Source organism: Pantoea sp. 18069, assembly GCF_902706035.1.
Lineage (GTDB): Bacteria > Pseudomonadota > Gammaproteobacteria > Burkholderiales > Burkholderiaceae_C > Comamonas.
Map to the genome: position 1 here is coordinate 64,895 of NZ_CACSJA010000016.1, position 15,121 is coordinate 80,015.

Here is a 15,121-nt window from a genome sequence, read left to right on the forward strand (position 1 = left end):
CGCACGCTTCACGGGGAATGCGCGCTACATGACTTCCCCGCCGTTGGGGCCGAGAATCTGGCCGGTCATGTAGTCGGCGTCCGCGGACGCGAGAAACGCGACCACGCAGGCAATCTCCTGCGGCTGCGCGCGCCGGCCCAGCGGCACGCGCAGTTGCACTTCGCGGGCGTATTCGGGGTTGGCGCTCAGGCCGGCGCTCATCGGCGTCTGCACCCGGCCGGGAGCCACCGCGTTGACATGGATATTCCACTCGGCGAATTCGCGCGCCCAGGCCCGCGTGAGGCTGATGATCGCCCCCTTGGACGCCGCATAGGCGCTCACATTGCGGTGCGTGCCATAGGCCGTGATCGACGCGGTGTTGATGATCTTGCCGCTGCGCCGCTGCTTCATCGCGGGCAGCACGGCCTGGGTGCAGAGCATCGCGCCCTTGACGGTCACGGCGAACATCGCGTCGATCGCGGCTTCGTCTATATCCTCGAGCGGGCGCATGCCACCCGGAATGCCGGCGTTGTTGACCAGGATGTCCACGGCGCCCAGCTGCCGCTGCGCGGCCGCGAACGCCTGCGCGACGCTGGCCCCTTGAGAGACATCGGCAACGCAGGCCAGGGCCTGGCCGCCGGCCGCGCGCACCAGCGCCACGGTCTCGTGCGCCGCGTCGGCGTGCAGGTCATTGACGATGACGGCCGCGCCGCGTGCGGCCAGCAGTTCGCAGTGGGCCCGGCCTATGCCCGAGCCCGCGCCGGTGACCAGGGCGATCTTTCCCTTCAACGGTGTGTACATGGCTGCGCCCCTATGCCGCAATGCGGTGCGTGGCGGCATTGAAATGCACGACCGGGCTCGAGGGACTGTGGTGCGAGCGCCGCACCTTGCCGACCACCAGATGGTGGGTGCCCAGCGCCTGGGTCCAGACCACGTCGCATTCCATGCTGGCCAGCGCATCGGACAGCACCGGCGCCTGGTCGCCTTCGCTGTGCCAGCGTTCGTCCGAGAAGCGCGCGATGCCCTGGGGTGCCTGCAGGAACTGCGCCATCACGCCGTCATGCCCTTCGCCCAGCACGTTGGCGACAAAGCGCCCGCTTTCGAGCAGCGGCGCGGTGAACGACGACTGCCGGTGGGCAAAGAAACCTATCATCGGCGGCTCGGCGCAGACCGCCGTGAGGCTGGAGACGATCATTCCCGCGACCTCATCGCCCTGGCCCGTGCTCACCGCGCAGATGCCCGCGGGCAGCGCGCGCAGCGCGGTCTTGAATTCGGCGATCGACACCACTTCTTCCTGGTCGCCATGGCTGATGTGGGCGCGCACCTGGCCCTGCTCGTCGACCCAGCCATTGCGCTGCGCATAGTCGAGCATGCGCGCAAAGCCCTCTTCCCACTCGGGCTCGCCCGCATGGCCGCTGACAAAGCGCAGCACCGAAGGCGCGAGCCGTACATGGGTGTCGCTCTCACGCCGCCCGATGCGGCGTATCGCCCGCTCCACCGCTTCGGGCGGCTGGGGATCGATCAGCACATCGAGCCGCTTGAAATCCATGGGCTCGCGCAGGGACAGGGTCCCGGAATCGGACAGATGAAAGCGCATGTTGGTCTCCTTAGGCCGTGGCCACGCTGAGCTCGCCGACCTCTTTGCGGATCGCGGGAATGATGCGTTCGCCCCAGAGTTCGATCTGGCGCAGCATGGTCTTCTGGTCGAAGTCGCCGAGCTGGGTCTGCAGCGCGATGTGCTTGGGGCGCAGGATGCTGATTTCCTCGAGCATCTTGTCTATCACCTGGTTGACCGAGCCCACGGGCAGGTTGGCGCGCATCTGGTCGAAGCTGATGTCGGTGGGCGACGGCTCCTCGTGCACCATGTAGCCGTCGTCGCTGTGCGCGCGGCGGAACTTGAGGCTTTCGGAAATGCGGCGCTGGAAGCGCGCGTTGTCCAGATACGCGTCGACTTCGGCACGGTTGTCCGACGCATAGGCGCAGCGCAGGAAGCCGAACTTCACATCGCGGTCCAGGTCCTTGCCGTTGTCCTCGGCGACCTTGTCCAGGCGCGCGCGCAGGCTGGTGATGGCGTCGTTGCCGTTGAGCAGCGCCGTGACGAACAGGTTGTGGTTCTCGCGCACGCCGCGTCCCAGCACCGTGGGGTTGCCGGACGTGACCCACAGCGGGGGCATGGGGTCCTGCACGCAGCGCACGGCGATGGAGCTGGGCGGCACATCGAAGTGCTTGCCGTGGTATTCGAAGATGCGCTCGCCCAGGCCCTTGGGAATGATGTCGAGGAATTCATTGAAGATCTCGCCCGACTCGGCGATCTTGACGCCGAAGCGCTCGAACTCGAACTCCTGGTAGCCCGAGCCCACGCCCAGGTCCAGCCGGCCGTTGGAGACCGTGTCGACGAAGCCGACTTCGGCCAGGAAGCGCGCGGGATGGTACAGCGGCAGGATGCAGACCGCCGTGCCCAGGCGGATGCGGCTGGTCTTGGCGGCCACATGGGCGACCATCATCAAGGGCGAGGGCGACAGCGAGTAGTTGTTGAAATGGTGCTCGGCATACCAGGCGGAGTGGAAACCGGCCTGTTCCGCGACCACGGTCTGCTCGATGGAGTTCTGGATGACCTGCTGCGAACTCTGGTGATAACCACGTTGCTGCGCGAGAATGAATACGCCGAATTCCATGGTGTGCTTCCTTGTCTTGATACGCGTGAATCTGATAAATGATTCTAGGAAGCCCCGGCGCTGGCTGGAATGCATGAAAATCGAGGATCTGTCCTGCGGATATTGGAGAAGTCATGGATCGGCTGCGTGCTATGGAGTTTTTTCTTTCGGTCTCGAAAACCAAGAACTTTTCAACGACGGCGCGCACCTTCGGGGTTTCGGCGACGGCGGTTTCGCGGCTGATCACCGATTTCGAGGAATCGCTGGGTGTCAAGCTGCTGCTGCGCTCCACGCGCCAGATCATGCTCACCGAATCGGGCGAGGAATATGCGCGCCAGCTCGAAGGCATTCTCTGGAACATCAACGAAGCGCACACCAGCATCACCGCGATCCGCGAAGCGCCCAGGGGCCACCTGCGCGTGCACTCGCGCATGATGTTCGGGCTGGGCGTGCTGCCGCCGCTGGTCGCGCGCTTTCGGCGCCTGTACCGCGACATCCACATCGAGCTGATCCTGTCGGAAACGCCGGCCGACCTGCGGCGCGACCAGATCGACATCGACTTCCGCATCTCGCCACCGGTCGAAGCCGGCGTCAAGCGGCGCATCCTGTTTCGCAGCGCGCGCTACCTCGTGGCCTCGCCCGGCTATCTTGCGGGGCGCACGCTGCCGCAAAAGCCCGCCGATCTCGCCGAGCACGACTGCCTGAACTACCTGCGCCCCGGCGGCGAGAGCGTCTGGCATTTCAGCCAGGAGGGGCAGATCGAGGACCTGGCCTTCCAGCCGCGCCATGCGAGCAACAACGGCATGGCGCTGCTCGAGATGGCGCGCCTGGGCGAAGGCATTGCGCTGCTGGACGACTACACGGTGCACGCCGACCTCGAGCGCGGCAGCCTGGTGCGGCTGCTGGCCGACTACCAGGTGACCAACACCACCTATGAGGAAGGCATGTACGCCACGATTCTCGACACGCCCATGGTGCCGACCAAGCTGCGGCTGTTCCTCGACTTCGTCGTCGAGCATGTGTCGGGCGAGAGCAACCGCTTTATCGCGCTGCGCGATGAGCCGGCCCCGGCCGCCACAGCACCGGCTGCCGCAGCACCGGCTGCCGATCAGCTTGGCGGCTGAATGTTGCAGGCCGGGCGCGGCGCGCCGCGCCGGCCCAGGCCGCGCACGCGCAGCACGCGGCCGTCTAGCGGGCCGCTGGCGCTGAGCCGGCCGCTGTCGGAAATCGAGGTCACGTAAAGCTCGTCGAGCGCCGGGCCGCCAAAGCTCAGGGAACTCGGGTGCGCCAGCGGCAGGCGCAGGCGCTGGCCCGGCTGGCCCCGGGCATCGAAGCGCACGATCTCCCCGGTGTGCACCAGCGCGCTCCACAGCCCGCCTTCGTCGTCGAAGCAGCAGCCATCGGGCGCCGAGCCCAGGCGCTGGGTGTCGGCAAACAGGGTCCGCAGCCAGGGCCCGTCGCCCGGCGGCGGGTAGACATGGATGCGCCGCGCCGCGCTGTCGCAGACGAACACCCGGCCATCGACCGGATGCTGTACCGGGCCATTGACCACGCCATAGCCCTGGTCCACGCGCAGCATCTGGCCTGCGGGATCTATGCGGTACAGCCCGCCCAGCGGCGCTTCGTGCGCTTCGCGAAAGGTGTGCATGGTGCCCACGCAAAAGCTCCCATCGGCCAGGGCCGCGCCGTCGTTGAGGCGCAAATTGGGGTGCTGTTCTTCCAGCCGGCCCAGCGTCTGCAGGCGCCCGCTCGCCGGGTCGAGCAACACCACGCTTTCGCGCAGCGCGACCACCAGTCGCCCGTCGCTGTTGAGCGCGAACGACCCCAGCGGCGCGGGCAGCTCGAAGCGCTGGCGCTCGTCGCCCTGCGCATCGAGCGCGAGCAGCAGGCCGTCGCGGCTGTCGATCAGCCACAGCAGTTGCTGGCGCGCATCCCAGACCGGGCATTCGCCCAGGCGGGTGCGCAGCGTGCCAAACACCTGGATCTCGGGATGGGAAGCGGGGGAGGCGGGCATGGCGGTGAACGTGGAGTGAAAGAAAGGCAGCCGTGCCCAGCCAGAGGGCGTGCAGGCAGGCCTGCGAGGCAAACGATTGCCTTCATCTTACGAGGGGATGGCCGCGCGACTCCGTACGTTTTCGCAGAACACATCCAACGATTTATCCGGAGTATTTCGCGCGGTTCGTCCCTAGAATTTCCCTGCGCCCCCCGTGTAGAGGGCTAGGGTTTTAGCCCGAAAACCAGGAGACAAATTTGATCGCCACCGATTTTCCGCGCCATGCCGCGGATATTTTCCCTTTCTGCCCGGCAAATGCCATTTCGAATCTGGTGGGGGTGACCCATGTCTGAAAAAAGCGTGCTGTTTGAAATCAAGGACAAGGTGGCTTTGGTCACGCTCAACCGCCCGCCCGTCAATGCGCTCAGCCGTGAAATGCGCCGGGAAATCGTTGCGATTTTCGACGACATTTCCGCACGCGACGATATTCGCTGCGCGGTATTGACGGGCCAGGGCACTATTTTCTGCGCGGGCGCCGATTTGAAGGACCGACCCGACGCCGATATTCCCGGCGATTTTCTCGAGCACAACCGCATTACCCGCGAGACCGGCAATGCGATACGCGAATGCGCCAAGCCCGTGATTGCCGCCATCAACGGCGCGGCGCTGGGCGCGGGCCTGGGCCTGGCCGCGGCCTGCGACATCCTTTACGCCTCGGACAACGCAACCTTCGGCATGCCCGAAATCAATGTCGGCCTGGCCGGTGGCGCGTCCATGCTGCGCACGCTGTTCGGCCGCTCCACGGCGCGGCGCATGTTCTTCACGGGCCAGCGCCTCACGGCCGCCGAGCTGCTGCAGCGCAATGTGCTCGAAGCCGTGCTGCCGCCCGAGGAACTGCTGCCCGTGGCCATGAAGCTCGCGCATGAAATCGCATCCAAGGCGCCGCTGGCCGTGATCTACGCCAAGCGCGCGGCCAACATGGTCGACGTGATGCCGCAGCGCGACGCCTACCGCTTCGAGCAGGAATTCACCATGACGCTGTCGCGCACCGAGGACGCGCGCGAAGCGCGCATGGCCTTCCTCGAAAAGCGCGAACCGCAATTCAAGGGCCGCTGAACCATGAGCGACTACCAGACACCCGCCCCGGGAACCGGGATGGACGCCTTTTTCCTGGCGCGCGGCATTGCCGTGATAGGCGCCTCGGCCGACGCCACCAAGATCGGCGGGCGGCCCGTGCACCTGCTGCGCCGCCACGGCTATGCGGGCGCCATTTATCCGATCAACCCCAAGGGCGGTGAAATCCAGGGCCTGCCGGCCTACGCCCGCCTGGCCGACACGCCCCAGGCGCCCGAACTGGCGCTGATCGCCGTGCCCGCGGCCCACGCCGTGCAGGCCGTAGAAGACTGCGCCGCGCGCGGCGTGCGCGCCGTGGTCGTGCTGTCTTCGGGCTTTGCCGAAGCCGGCGAGGAAGGCGCGGCCTGGCAGGCGACGATGCGCGCCACGGCCCTGCGCCACGGCATGCGCCTGCTGGGCCCCAACTGCCTGGGCACGGTGGGCGTGGCCGAGCGCGCCATCGCCTCGTTCTCGGTCGCGCTCGAGGACTACTACCCCCAGCCCGGCGCCATCGGCATCGTTTCGCAGTCGGGCAATATCGGCAGCTACACCTTGCAACTGCTGGTGCAGCGCGGCGTCGGCATCAGCCGCATGGTGACTACCGGCAATGAAGCCGAAGTCGATCTGGCCGACGGCATTGCCGCGCTGGCGCGCGACCCCGCGACGCGCGTGATCCTGTGCTGCATGGAAACCTGCCGCGACGGCGAGCGCCTCACGCAGGCACTGGCGATTGCGCGCGAACACCGCACGCCCGTGGTGGTGCTCAAGATCGGCGCCACCGAACAGGGCCAGGCCGCGGCGGCCTCGCACACCGGCGCGCTGGCGGCCTCGGACGCGGTGATAGACGCCGTGCTGCGCCGCCATGGCGCGCTGCGCGTGCGCTCGCATGAAGACCTGGTGGAAATCGGCCAGGCGCTGAGCCAATTGTTGCCAGACAGTCTGCCGCGCATGCCCGCGGTGACGCTGGTCGCGGCCTCGGGCGGCTTCGGCATCATGATGGCCGACGCGATGAGCGACGCCGGCCTGGCGCTGCCCGCGCTGGCCCCCGCCACGCGCGCACGCATCCACAAGGTGCTGCCCGGCGCAAGCACCAACAACCCTGTCGATGCCTCGGCGCAGATTTCCAGCCGCCCCGACATCCTGTTCGAAGTGCTGTCCGCGCTGCAGGAAGACCCGGGCGAAGCCACGACGGTGCTGTTTCTTTCGCTGGGCCTGTACAGCAGCCGGCTGCGCGACATCTACCTGCAGGCCCTGGCCCAGCTGCGCGCGGCCTATCCGCAGCGCCCGCTGGTCATCATCAGCCGCGGTCCGGCCGACGCCGTGGTGCAGATCCAGGCGCTGGGCATTCCGGTGTTCTCGAGCATTGACGCCGCGGCACGCGGCATCGAAGCCCTGGTGCGCCAGGCCCGGCTGCTCGAAGCCGAACAGCCGCCCGCGGCCGCTGCCCGCAGCACGGCCGCGCGCCTGCCCGAGGCCGCGTTCCGCAATGAATACGCGGCCAAGCAGGTGCTGATAGATGCGGGCTTTGAAGTGCCGCGCGAGCTGCAGGTGCCAGACGCCGACGGCGCCGTGCAGGCCGCCGATGCGCTGGGCTACCCGGTCGTGCTGAAGATCCTCTCCGAAGACATTGCGCACAAGACCGAAGTCGGCGGCGTGGCGCTGAACCTGGCCGACGCCGATGCGGTGCGCGCAGCCAGCGCGCGCATTTTTGCCAGCGTCGCCGCCCATGCGCCCCAGGCACGCATCGCAGGCCTGCTGGTCGCGCCCATGCTGCGCGGCGGCACCGAGCTGATCGCCGGCATTTCGCGCGACCCGGTGTTCGGCCCCGTGGTAATGGTCGGCATGGGCGGCATCTACGCCGAAGTGCTGCGTGACGTCGCCGTGCAGCCCGCGCCCGTGAGCCAGGCCCAGGCGCTGACCATGATCCGTTCGCTGCGCCTGTTCCCGCTGCTCGACGGCGCACGCGGCCAGGCCCGGGCCGACATCGCCGCAGCCGCGCGCGCGGTCGCCCGGCTGTCCGAATTCGCCTGCACGCACCGCGACCAGGTCGGCGAAATCGACCTCAACCCCATCCTCGTGCGCCCCGAAGGCCAAGGCATTGCCATCCTCGACGCGCTGATGGTGGCCCGCACCCCTGAACCCGAGAGCGCCCATGCTGAATGATTTCCCTATGAGCGTCGACCTGGCCGGCTACCGCCGCCATGCCCACGACTGGCTCGCGACCCACCTGCCCACGCACATGCGCGGCGACAGCCTCGACTACCGCACGCCCACGCTGCAGGAAAGCCGCGAATGGGAAGCCGCGATGCACGCGGCCGGCCTAGCCGGAATGACCTGGCCCAAGGTCTACGGCGGCCATGGTCTGAGCCTGCGCGAACACCTGGTCGTGAACCAGGAAGTCGGCAATCTGCTGATGCCCGACAGCGTGAGCTCCATCGGCAAGGAACTCGCGGGCCCTATCATCATGGCCGTGGGCACGGAAGAGCAAAAGCAGAACTTCCTGGCCAATATCCTGGGCATGCGCGAGTTCTGGTGCCAGGGCTTTTCCGAGCCCGACGCGGGCTCCGATCTCGCGCGGCTGCGCACCAAGGCCGTTCTCGAAGGCGACCAATGGCGCATCAACGGCCAGAAGATCTGGACCAGCGGCGCGGCCAAGGCCCATTACTGCCTGCTGCTGGCGCGCACCGGCACCGTCGCCGACCGCCACCGCGGCCTGCTGATGTTTGCCGTGCCCATGGACACGCCCGGCATACGCGTGGTGCCCATCAAGTCCATCGACGGCAAGGATTCGTTTGCCGAAGTCTTCTTTGACGACGTGGTCGTGCCCGACAGCGCGCGCCTGGGCGCGCCCGACGAAGGCTGGGCCGCGGCGCTCAAGGTGCTGGGCATAGAACGCGCGACCAACCGCATGTACCGCCCCTGGCGCTTCGAAGCCGAGCTGCGCTTTCTGGTGCGCGCGCTGCGCTCCGACCCGCAGCTCGCGCGCCAGCTCGAAGACGGCGGCGTGCAGCGCCGCGTGGGCGAGCTGCTCGCCGAGATCGACGGCCTCAAGGGCCTGGTCGAGCGCTCGGTCGACCAGATCCTGCAGGGCCAGGCCGTGGGCGCGCGCGGCTCGCTGACCAAGCTGTTCTGGTCCGAGTGCCACCAGTCGTTTGCCAGCTTCGCGCTGTCCCAGGTCAGCCAGATCGGCCCGCAGTCCAGCGCGCTGGCCCGGCGCGCGCGCCAGGTCTTCACCCAGGCCTACCTGTTCTCACGCGCCGAGACGATCTATGCGGGGACGTCCGAAGTCCAGCTCGATCTGATCGCCCAACGCATTCTCCAGCTGCCCCGGGAGCACTGACATGACCCAAGAAGACCAGGGGCTGCGCCCCGAAGAGTTCGGCGAGGCCGCCGAAGCCGCGATCACCGATGCGCTCAGCCGCCCCGAAGACACCCATGCGGGCGTGCTCGCCGCGGCCGGCCTGTTCGGCGTCTGCGCACCTGAAGACGACGGCGGCATGGACCTGCCGCTGGCCTTTGCCGTGCCCGTGGTGCAGGCCGCCGGAAAGCTGCGCCTGCGCTTTGCGCTGGCCGAGCAGATAGCTCTCGCACGCCACCTGCCCGATGCGGCGCTGCGTGCGGCGCTGGTCGACGGCAGCCGCCGCGCGACGATTGCCGCGCAAGGCCGGCTGGGCGACGCTTGGGCAGGCCATGCGCGCCAGGCGCAGCAGGCCGACTGGCTGCTGCTGCGCGCGGCGCAGGGCGAAGGCGCGGTGCTGGTCGATCTCGCCGGCGCGCCGCGCGAACTCGATCCCTCGCTGGACCCCGAGGAACCCGCGGCCTGGCTGGATCTGTCACAAGCCAAGGTGCTGGCCGAAATCGATGCCACCGCTGCCGCCGCGCTGTGGCATGACCTGGACCTGCTGTTCGCGGCCAGCGCCCATGGCGCGGCCGACGGCGCGCTGCAGGCCGCCGTGGAGCACACCGGCACGCGCGTGCAGTTTGGCGCGCCTTTGTCGACGCGCCAGGCCGTGCGCCACTGGCTGGCGCGCATGAAGCTGTTCCACGAGGCCAGCGGCGCGGCCATCGCCCATGCGCTGCGCGTCGATCCCGCGGAGCCCGAGCGCGCCAAGCCGGCGCGCGTGGCACGCAGCGCGCTGGCGCTCAATCTGCAGCACGCGGCCTTCATCATCGAGAAGGCCATGCACCTGCACGGGGGCATGGGCTTCACCTGGGAGCTGCCGCTGCACCGCGCGCTGCGCAGCGTGCGCGCGCTGGACGCTGCCTGCGGCGCGGGCGCACTCACGCGCCAACTCGGACAAGACTTCATCAATGCACAGGAGGCCGCATGAGCAGCGCCAAACTCGACTTGCAGGACCGCGTGGCCCTGATCACCGGCGCCGGCAACGGCATAGGCCGTGAAACCGCGCGCCAGATGGCGGCGCGCGGCGCCGTCGTCGCCGTCAACGACCTCAAGCCCGAATTCGTCGCCGCCGTGGTCGACGAGATCCGCGCAGCGGGCGGGCGCGCTTTCGGCGTGGTGCAGAACATCGCCAGCCGCGAAGGCATTCAGGCAGCCGTCGAACAGGCGCGCAGCGAAGGCGGGCGCTTCGATATCCTGATCAACAACGCCGCCTGGGTGCGTTACCAGGCCGTGCCCGACATCCAGGCCGACACCATGGAACGCATGCTCGACGTGGGCTTCAAGGCCGTGATCTGGGGCATTCAGGCCGCCACCGCGGCCATGGACCCGCAACGCGGCGGTGCCATCGTCAACGTCGCCTCCACGGCCGCGCTGCGCTCGGCGCCCAACTCGCTGGTCTATTCGGGCATCAAGTCGGGCATCCTGGGCATCACGCGCGCGGCTGCGGCCGAACTCGGCGCGCAGCGCATACGCGTCAATGCGGTCTGCCCTTCGGCCGTTCCCACCGAAGGCACGCAGCGCAACCGCAACGCCGAGCGCGACGCGGCGCGCGTCGCGAGCACGCCCATGGGCCGCCTGGGCACGGTCGAAGACATCGCGCGCGCCATCTGCTTCCTGGCCAGCGATGACGCAGGGTTCGTCACCGCCCAGGGCCTGGCCGTCGATGGCGGCGTGACGTTCACCAATATCTGAGCATGCCAGGCACCGTTCTCATCACCGGCGCCGCGGGCGGCATAGGCCGGGCCACGGCGCTGCGGCTGGCGCGTGACGGCTGGCATTGCGTGCTGGTCGATGCCGATGCCGCGGCGCTAGAACGCCTGCAGGCCGCCTGGCCCGCGGGCGCGCCCGCGCCGCTGGCCTTGGTCGCCGATCTCACCCATGCTGCGCGCATCGAGGCCCTGGGCGCGCTGCTGCCGCCGCTCGATGCGCTGATCAACAACGCCGGCATGTCCGCGGGCGGCGCCGAAGTGCTCGCGGGCGCCGACGACGGCGCGGCGCAGCGGCTGCTGGCGCTCAACCTCGAAGCGCCCGCGCGCATGGTGCATGTGTGCACGCCGCATCTGCGCGCCGGCGCGCGCATCGTCAATGTGGCCTCGGGCGCGGGCCTGCGTGCCATTCCCTGGCGCGGCCTGTACAGCGCGAGCAAGGCCGGCCTGATCGCCCAGACCCAGACGCTGGCGCGCGCCCGGCCCGACTGGAGCGTGAGCGCGCTGTCGCCAGGCTTTGTGCGCACCGAACTCGTGCAGCGGCTGATCGATAGCCAGCGCCTGGATCTGCCGCAGGCGCTGTCGCGCATTCCACTGGCGCGCATGGCCGAGCCCGAAGACATGGCCGAGGCCCTGGCCTTTCTCGTGGGCCCTGGCGCCCGCCCCTGCGCCGGCCAGTTGCTGGTGCTCGATGGCGGCTCATCCCTCTATGGCGGCAGCCAGCCGCTGCCGCCGGCGCAACTGCCTGCGCTGGCGTTCGACACGCCGCGCGCGCTGCAGTGCACGTCCATGGAATCCGCTGATTGGCAGGCTGCGCTGGCGCAACTGCCAACGGCCGGTGCCACCGGCCAGACTTACCCGGCCGTGATCGACGGCCGTGCCTTGCAGGCACCCGTGGGTGGCGTTCTTGCCGCCGTGCTGGACGCGGCGCGCGCCTTCCGCAACCAGCATGCGCGCCAGGCCAGCCTGACATTGCTGCTGCCCACCACACCTTCGGACATCGACTGGCAGTTGGCCAGCGACAGCGCGGCGGCGCGCATGGCCATCGCCACGCTGGCCGCCGAATGGGGCGCGGCGGGCCTGCGCATCAATGCGCTGGCCGCCACCTGCGCGCCAGCCGAATGCGTGCCGCTGCTCGATTACGTCAGCGGCGCGCGCGCCCAGTTCCTTACAGGCCAGGTGCTTTTGCCTGCCCTGCCATGATGCCAACCCAACCGCGGGCAGCCCTGTGCTGACCACGCAGAACACAGAGGAGACAACTTCATGATCCATACCCCCATCACCCGCCGCACCCTGCTCGCCGGCTCGGCCGCTTTCGCGCTCCAGGCCCAGGCCAGCAGCACCACGGGCAACTGGCCGGCGCGCACCATCCGCCTCGTCGTTCCCGGGCCCGCGGGCTCGGGCATGGACATCTTCGGCCGCCTGCTCGCGGTGAATCTGCAGGAAGCGCTGCGCCAGACCGTGGTCGTCGACAACAAGCCCGGCGCCAACAGCCTGATCGGCACCGACAACGTCGCCAAGGCCCAGGCCGACGGCTACACGCTGCTGCTGTCGCCTTCGTCGGCGATCGCCATCAACCCCATCATCCAGGCCAAGATGCCCTATGACACCGAGAAGGACCTGCTGCCCGTGGCGCAGGTCGGCTCGGCCGGCGTGCTGCTCGTGGCCCACCCGTCCACCGGCTTCAACAACCTCGGCGACCTGGTACGCTACGTCAAGGCCCAGCCCAACAAGCTGGTCTATGGCTCCTGGGGCAGCGGCTCGACCGGCCACCTGGCGATGGAGGGCATCAAGGCCCACTATGGCCTGGTGATGGAGCATGTGCCGTTCAAGGGCGTGGCGCCGCTGGTGACCGATCTGCTGGGCAACAACATTTCCGTAGGCTTCACCGACATCGCTTCGCCCGTGCCGCATATCCGCGCGGGCAAGCTCAACGCCCTGGGCTGCACCGGCTCGGCGCGCGGCCCTGCCCTGCCCGAAGTCAGCACGCTGTTCGAGCAGGGCTTCCGCTTCGACATGAACGGCTGGTATGGCGTGTTCGCACCCGCCGGCACGCCGCCCGAAGTCGTTCAGCGCCTGAACCACGAAATCAACCGCATCCTGGCGACCGACGACGTGATCCAGAAGTTCGCGCTGCAGAACATGGCCAAGCCGCCGATCAAGAGCGTGGAGCAGTTCGCAACCACGGTGAAGCAGGATGTGGCGGTGTGGCAGAACCTGGCGAAGGTGGCAAAGCTGCGCGTGGATTAAGCAAGGCCGACGCGGCTCCACCAAGCCGTTCATGGTGAGCTTCTCGAATCATGAACGCCCTGCACTCAAGCTATAGGGCTGGCCGTTCACCCTTCGACGGGCTCAGGGCGAACGGGGACCCCCTGGGCCGCGCCAGTATCTTGACGCCGCCCAAAGAAGATTTCCCGCATTGCATATGCACATTTCTTCCTTGGCCTGCGTTCCCCGCGCGCGTAGATTCAGGCAGACCATTCGGTCTTCCTCACCTCTTTGCCGCGCGCACGCGCCTTTCGCTCCATGCCCTCCCCCAACTTTTCCTCGGTCCCCGCCACCACGCTGCGTGCCTGGCTCAACGATGGCGCGGAAATCGCGCTGCTCGACGTGCGCGAAGCCGGCCAGTTCGGCGAGGGCCATCCGTTCTTTGCGATTCCCGCGGCCTATAGCCAGCTCGAAAACGAGGTGCCGCGCCTGGTGCCGCGGCGCGACACGCGCGTGGTGCTGCTCGATGCCGGCGATGGCGTGGCCGAGCGCGCCGCCGAACGCCTGGCGGCGCTGAACTATACGCAGCTGCATGTGCTCGAAGGCGGCGCGCCGGCCTGGGCGGCTGCGGGCTATGTGCTGTTCCAGGGCGTGAACCTGCCGTCCAAGACCTTTGGCGAGCTGGTCGAGCACGCGTTCGACACGCCGCGGCTTTCGGCGCAGGAGCTGCAGCGCCGCCAGCAGGCCGGCGAGCCGCTGGTGCTGCTCGATGGCCGCACGCTGGGCGAACACCGCAAGATGACCATTCCCGGCGCGACGCCCGTGCCCAACGGCGAGCTCGCGCTGCGCTGGCACGCGCTCGCGCCCGATCCGCGCACGCCCATCGTCGTGCATTGCGCGGGCCGCACGCGCAGCATCATTGGCGCGCAAATCCTGCGCAGCCTGGGCATTCCCAACCCCGTGATCGCGCTCGAGAACGGCACCCAGGGCTGGGCGCTCGCAGGCCTGCAGCTCGAACATGGCAGCACGCGCCGTGACCCGACGCCCGGCAACGCGCGCCCGCAGGACCAGGCAGCCGCGGCCGCGCTGGCCGCCGAACTGGGCGTGCCGCAACTGAACGCCGCCCAGGCCCAGGCCTGGATAGACGAGCGCACGCGCACCACCTATGTGCTCGACGTGCGCAGCGCCGAGGAATTCGCCGCCGGCACGCTCAGCGGTGCGCGCCATGCGCCGGGCGGCCAGTTGCTGCAGGCCACCGACCAGAGCATCGCCGTGCGCCACAGCCGCGTGCTGCTGCTCGATGACGAAGCCGTCCGCGCGCCGGTCGTCGCCAGCTGGCTGTGGCGCCTGGGCTACGAGACGGCAACGGTCCAGGGCGGTATCCATGCGCCGCTGCGCCTGCCGGCCGAACCCGTCGCCGCGTCCGGCGCGGCACCACTCGCGGTGCAGGACCTGGCCGCCTGGGTCGAGCGCCATGCGCCCTTGCTGGTCGATATCCAGCCTTCGCTGTCCTACCGCCAGCGCCACGCCGCGGGCGCGCTCTGGTCCCTGCGCTCGCGCCTGGCCGCGCAGGTGCAGGCCGCGGCGCGCGCCGACCAGGCCGTGCTGCTGCTCGCGCCCGACGCCGCCACCGCCGCGCTTGCGCTGGCCGAACTGCCGGACCGCTCTGCGGGCACGCTGCAATGGGCGCTCGCCGCCGACTGGCAAGCCGCGGGCCTGCCGCTCGAAACCACGCCCCACAGCCCGGCAGACAGCGAGGCCATCGACTACCTGTTCTTTGTGCACGACCGCCACGACGGCAACCTCGACGCCGCGCGCCGCTACCTGGCCTGGGAAACCGGGCTGATCGCCCAATGCGCGCCCGATGAACTCGCGGCGTTCCGCCTGCCTGCGGCCGTAGCGCATGCGTGAGCTGTTTGACTTGGAGCGGCTGAGACGACCCAGCAAATCGTAGATTTGCGGTTGAGACTAGGCGCCGGGCCGCAGACAGTGCAAGTAGCACGGCAAGGCCCAGCAACGACGTCTCAAGGGTCGTATCAGCCACTCCTCTTAGCGCGCTGCGCGC

At 68.8% G+C, this 15,121-nt stretch carries 13 protein-coding genes; 9 read left to right on the forward strand and 4 right to left on the reverse strand.

The window, feature by feature from the left end; all coding sequences use genetic code 11:
• Nucleotides 1–24: 24 nt before the first annotated feature.
• The 3 genes from GVL12_RS14230 to GVL12_RS14240 are packed head-to-tail and all read right to left on the reverse strand — an operon-like array spanning nt 25 to nt 2,654.
• Nucleotides 25–780 (reverse strand): SDR family NAD(P)-dependent oxidoreductase, encoded by a 756-nt coding sequence (locus GVL12_RS14230; RefSeq protein WP_159915070.1) that lies wholly within the window; start codon nt 778–780, stop codon nt 25–27.
• 10 nt (nt 781–790) lie between these two features.
• Complete coding sequence (locus GVL12_RS14235) at nt 791–1,576, reverse strand: flavin reductase family protein (protein WP_159915072.1); 786 nt, start codon at nt 1,574–1,576, stop codon at nt 791–793.
• 10 nt (nt 1,577–1,586) lie between these two features.
• Complete coding sequence (locus tag GVL12_RS14240) at nt 1,587–2,654, reverse strand: LLM class flavin-dependent oxidoreductase (RefSeq protein ID WP_159915074.1); 1,068 nt, start codon at nt 2,652–2,654, stop codon at nt 1,587–1,589.
• Nucleotides 2,655–2,785: 131 nt separating this feature from the next.
• Between GVL12_RS14240 and GVL12_RS14245 the strand changes: the two genes are divergently transcribed.
• A complete protein-coding gene (locus GVL12_RS14245; RefSeq protein WP_200843756.1) occupies nt 2,786–3,757 on the forward strand; it encodes a LysR family transcriptional regulator in 972 nt (323 codons plus the stop codon).
• On the opposite strand, the gene GVL12_RS14250 is transcribed toward GVL12_RS14245, so the two are convergent.
• Nucleotides 3,742–4,647 carry an SMP-30/gluconolactonase/LRE family protein gene (locus GVL12_RS14250; protein WP_159915078.1) on the reverse strand — a complete coding sequence of 302 codons (906 nt, stop codon included), beginning with the start codon at nt 4,645–4,647 and terminating at the stop codon, nt 3,742–3,744. The two genes, GVL12_RS14245 and GVL12_RS14250, sit on opposite strands and share 16 nt — an antisense overlap.
• A 324-nt stretch (nt 4,648–4,971) precedes the next feature.
• Here GVL12_RS14250 and GVL12_RS14255 point away from each other — a divergent pair, with 324 nt between their 5' ends.
• The 8 genes from GVL12_RS14255 to GVL12_RS14290 all read left to right on the forward strand — a co-directional run bounded on the left by GVL12_RS14255 (nt 4,972) and on the right by GVL12_RS14290 (nt 14,967).
• Nucleotides 4,972–5,742 (forward strand): enoyl-CoA hydratase/isomerase family protein, encoded by a 771-nt coding sequence (locus tag GVL12_RS14255; RefSeq protein WP_159915080.1) that lies wholly within the window; start codon nt 4,972–4,974, stop codon nt 5,740–5,742.
• Nucleotides 5,743–5,745: 3 nt separating this feature from the next.
• On the forward strand, nt 5,746–7,902 hold the full coding sequence (locus GVL12_RS14260; RefSeq protein ID WP_159915082.1) for an acetate--CoA ligase family protein: 2,157 nt from the start codon (nt 5,746–5,748) through the stop codon (nt 7,900–7,902).
• Nucleotides 7,892–9,079: an acyl-CoA dehydrogenase family protein gene (locus tag GVL12_RS14265; protein WP_159915084.1), complete on the forward strand. Its 1,188-nt coding sequence runs from the start codon at nt 7,892–7,894 to the stop codon at nt 9,077–9,079. Before GVL12_RS14260 ends, GVL12_RS14265 begins: the two co-directional genes overlap by 11 nt.
• 1 nt (nt 9,080) lies before the next feature.
• The gene (locus GVL12_RS14270) at nt 9,081–10,070 is read left to right on the forward strand and encodes an acyl-CoA dehydrogenase family protein (RefSeq protein WP_159915086.1); all 990 of its coding nucleotides are present in this window, start codon (nt 9,081–9,083) and stop codon (nt 10,068–10,070) included.
• The gene (locus tag GVL12_RS14275) at nt 10,067–10,834 is read left to right on the forward strand and encodes an SDR family NAD(P)-dependent oxidoreductase (RefSeq protein WP_159915088.1); all 768 of its coding nucleotides are present in this window, start codon (nt 10,067–10,069) and stop codon (nt 10,832–10,834) included. Before GVL12_RS14270 ends, GVL12_RS14275 begins: the two co-directional genes overlap by 4 nt.
• A gap of 2 nt (nt 10,835–10,836) precedes the next feature.
• Nucleotides 10,837–12,051: an SDR family NAD(P)-dependent oxidoreductase gene (locus tag GVL12_RS14280; protein ID WP_159915090.1), complete on the forward strand. Its 1,215-nt coding sequence runs from the start codon at nt 10,837–10,839 to the stop codon at nt 12,049–12,051.
• A gap of 60 nt (nt 12,052–12,111) precedes the next feature.
• Nucleotides 12,112–13,098: a tripartite tricarboxylate transporter substrate binding protein gene (locus GVL12_RS14285; protein ID WP_159915092.1), complete on the forward strand. Its 987-nt coding sequence runs from the start codon at nt 12,112–12,114 to the stop codon at nt 13,096–13,098.
• Between the two features lie 276 nt (nt 13,099–13,374).
• Nucleotides 13,375–14,967 (forward strand): rhodanese-like domain-containing protein, encoded by a 1,593-nt coding sequence (locus tag GVL12_RS14290; protein WP_159915094.1) that lies wholly within the window; start codon nt 13,375–13,377, stop codon nt 14,965–14,967.
• The last annotated feature ends 154 nt before the right edge of the window (nt 14,968–15,121 follow it).

Excerpts from the sequence above, each read along its gene's own strand:
- GVL12_RS14285 (WP_159915092.1), top strand. The coding sequence starts at position 12,112 with ATGATCCATACCCCCATCACCCGCCGCACCCTGCTCGCCGGCTCGGCC.
- GVL12_RS14255 (WP_159915080.1), top strand. The coding sequence starts at position 4,972 with ATGTCTGAAAAAAGCGTGCTGTTTGAAATCAAGGACAAGGTGGCTTTG.
- GVL12_RS14265 (WP_159915084.1), top strand. The coding sequence starts at position 7,892 with ATGCTGAATGATTTCCCTATGAGCGTCGACCTGGCCGGCTACCGCCGC.
- GVL12_RS14240 (WP_159915074.1), bottom strand. The coding sequence starts at position 2,654 with ATGGAATTCGGCGTATTCATTCTCGCGCAGCAACGTGGTTATCACCAG.
- GVL12_RS14230 (WP_159915070.1), bottom strand. The coding sequence starts at position 780 with ATGTACACACCGTTGAAGGGAAAGATCGCCCTGGTCACCGGCGCGGGC.
- GVL12_RS14235 (WP_159915072.1), bottom strand. The coding sequence starts at position 1,576 with ATGCGCTTTCATCTGTCCGATTCCGGGACCCTGTCCCTGCGCGAGCCC.
- GVL12_RS14260 (WP_159915082.1), top strand. The coding sequence starts at position 5,746 with ATGAGCGACTACCAGACACCCGCCCCGGGAACCGGGATGGACGCCTTT.
- GVL12_RS14275 (WP_159915088.1), top strand. The coding sequence starts at position 10,067 with ATGAGCAGCGCCAAACTCGACTTGCAGGACCGCGTGGCCCTGATCACC.
- GVL12_RS14245 (WP_200843756.1), top strand. The coding sequence starts at position 2,786 with ATGGAGTTTTTTCTTTCGGTCTCGAAAACCAAGAACTTTTCAACGACG.
- GVL12_RS14290 (WP_159915094.1), top strand. The coding sequence starts at position 13,375 with ATGCCCTCCCCCAACTTTTCCTCGGTCCCCGCCACCACGCTGCGTGCC.
- GVL12_RS14270 (WP_159915086.1), top strand. The coding sequence starts at position 9,081 with ATGACCCAAGAAGACCAGGGGCTGCGCCCCGAAGAGTTCGGCGAGGCC.
- GVL12_RS14250 (WP_159915078.1), bottom strand. The coding sequence starts at position 4,647 with ATGCCCGCCTCCCCCGCTTCCCATCCCGAGATCCAGGTGTTTGGCACG.
- GVL12_RS14280 (WP_159915090.1), top strand. The coding sequence starts at position 10,837 with ATGCCAGGCACCGTTCTCATCACCGGCGCCGCGGGCGGCATAGGCCGG.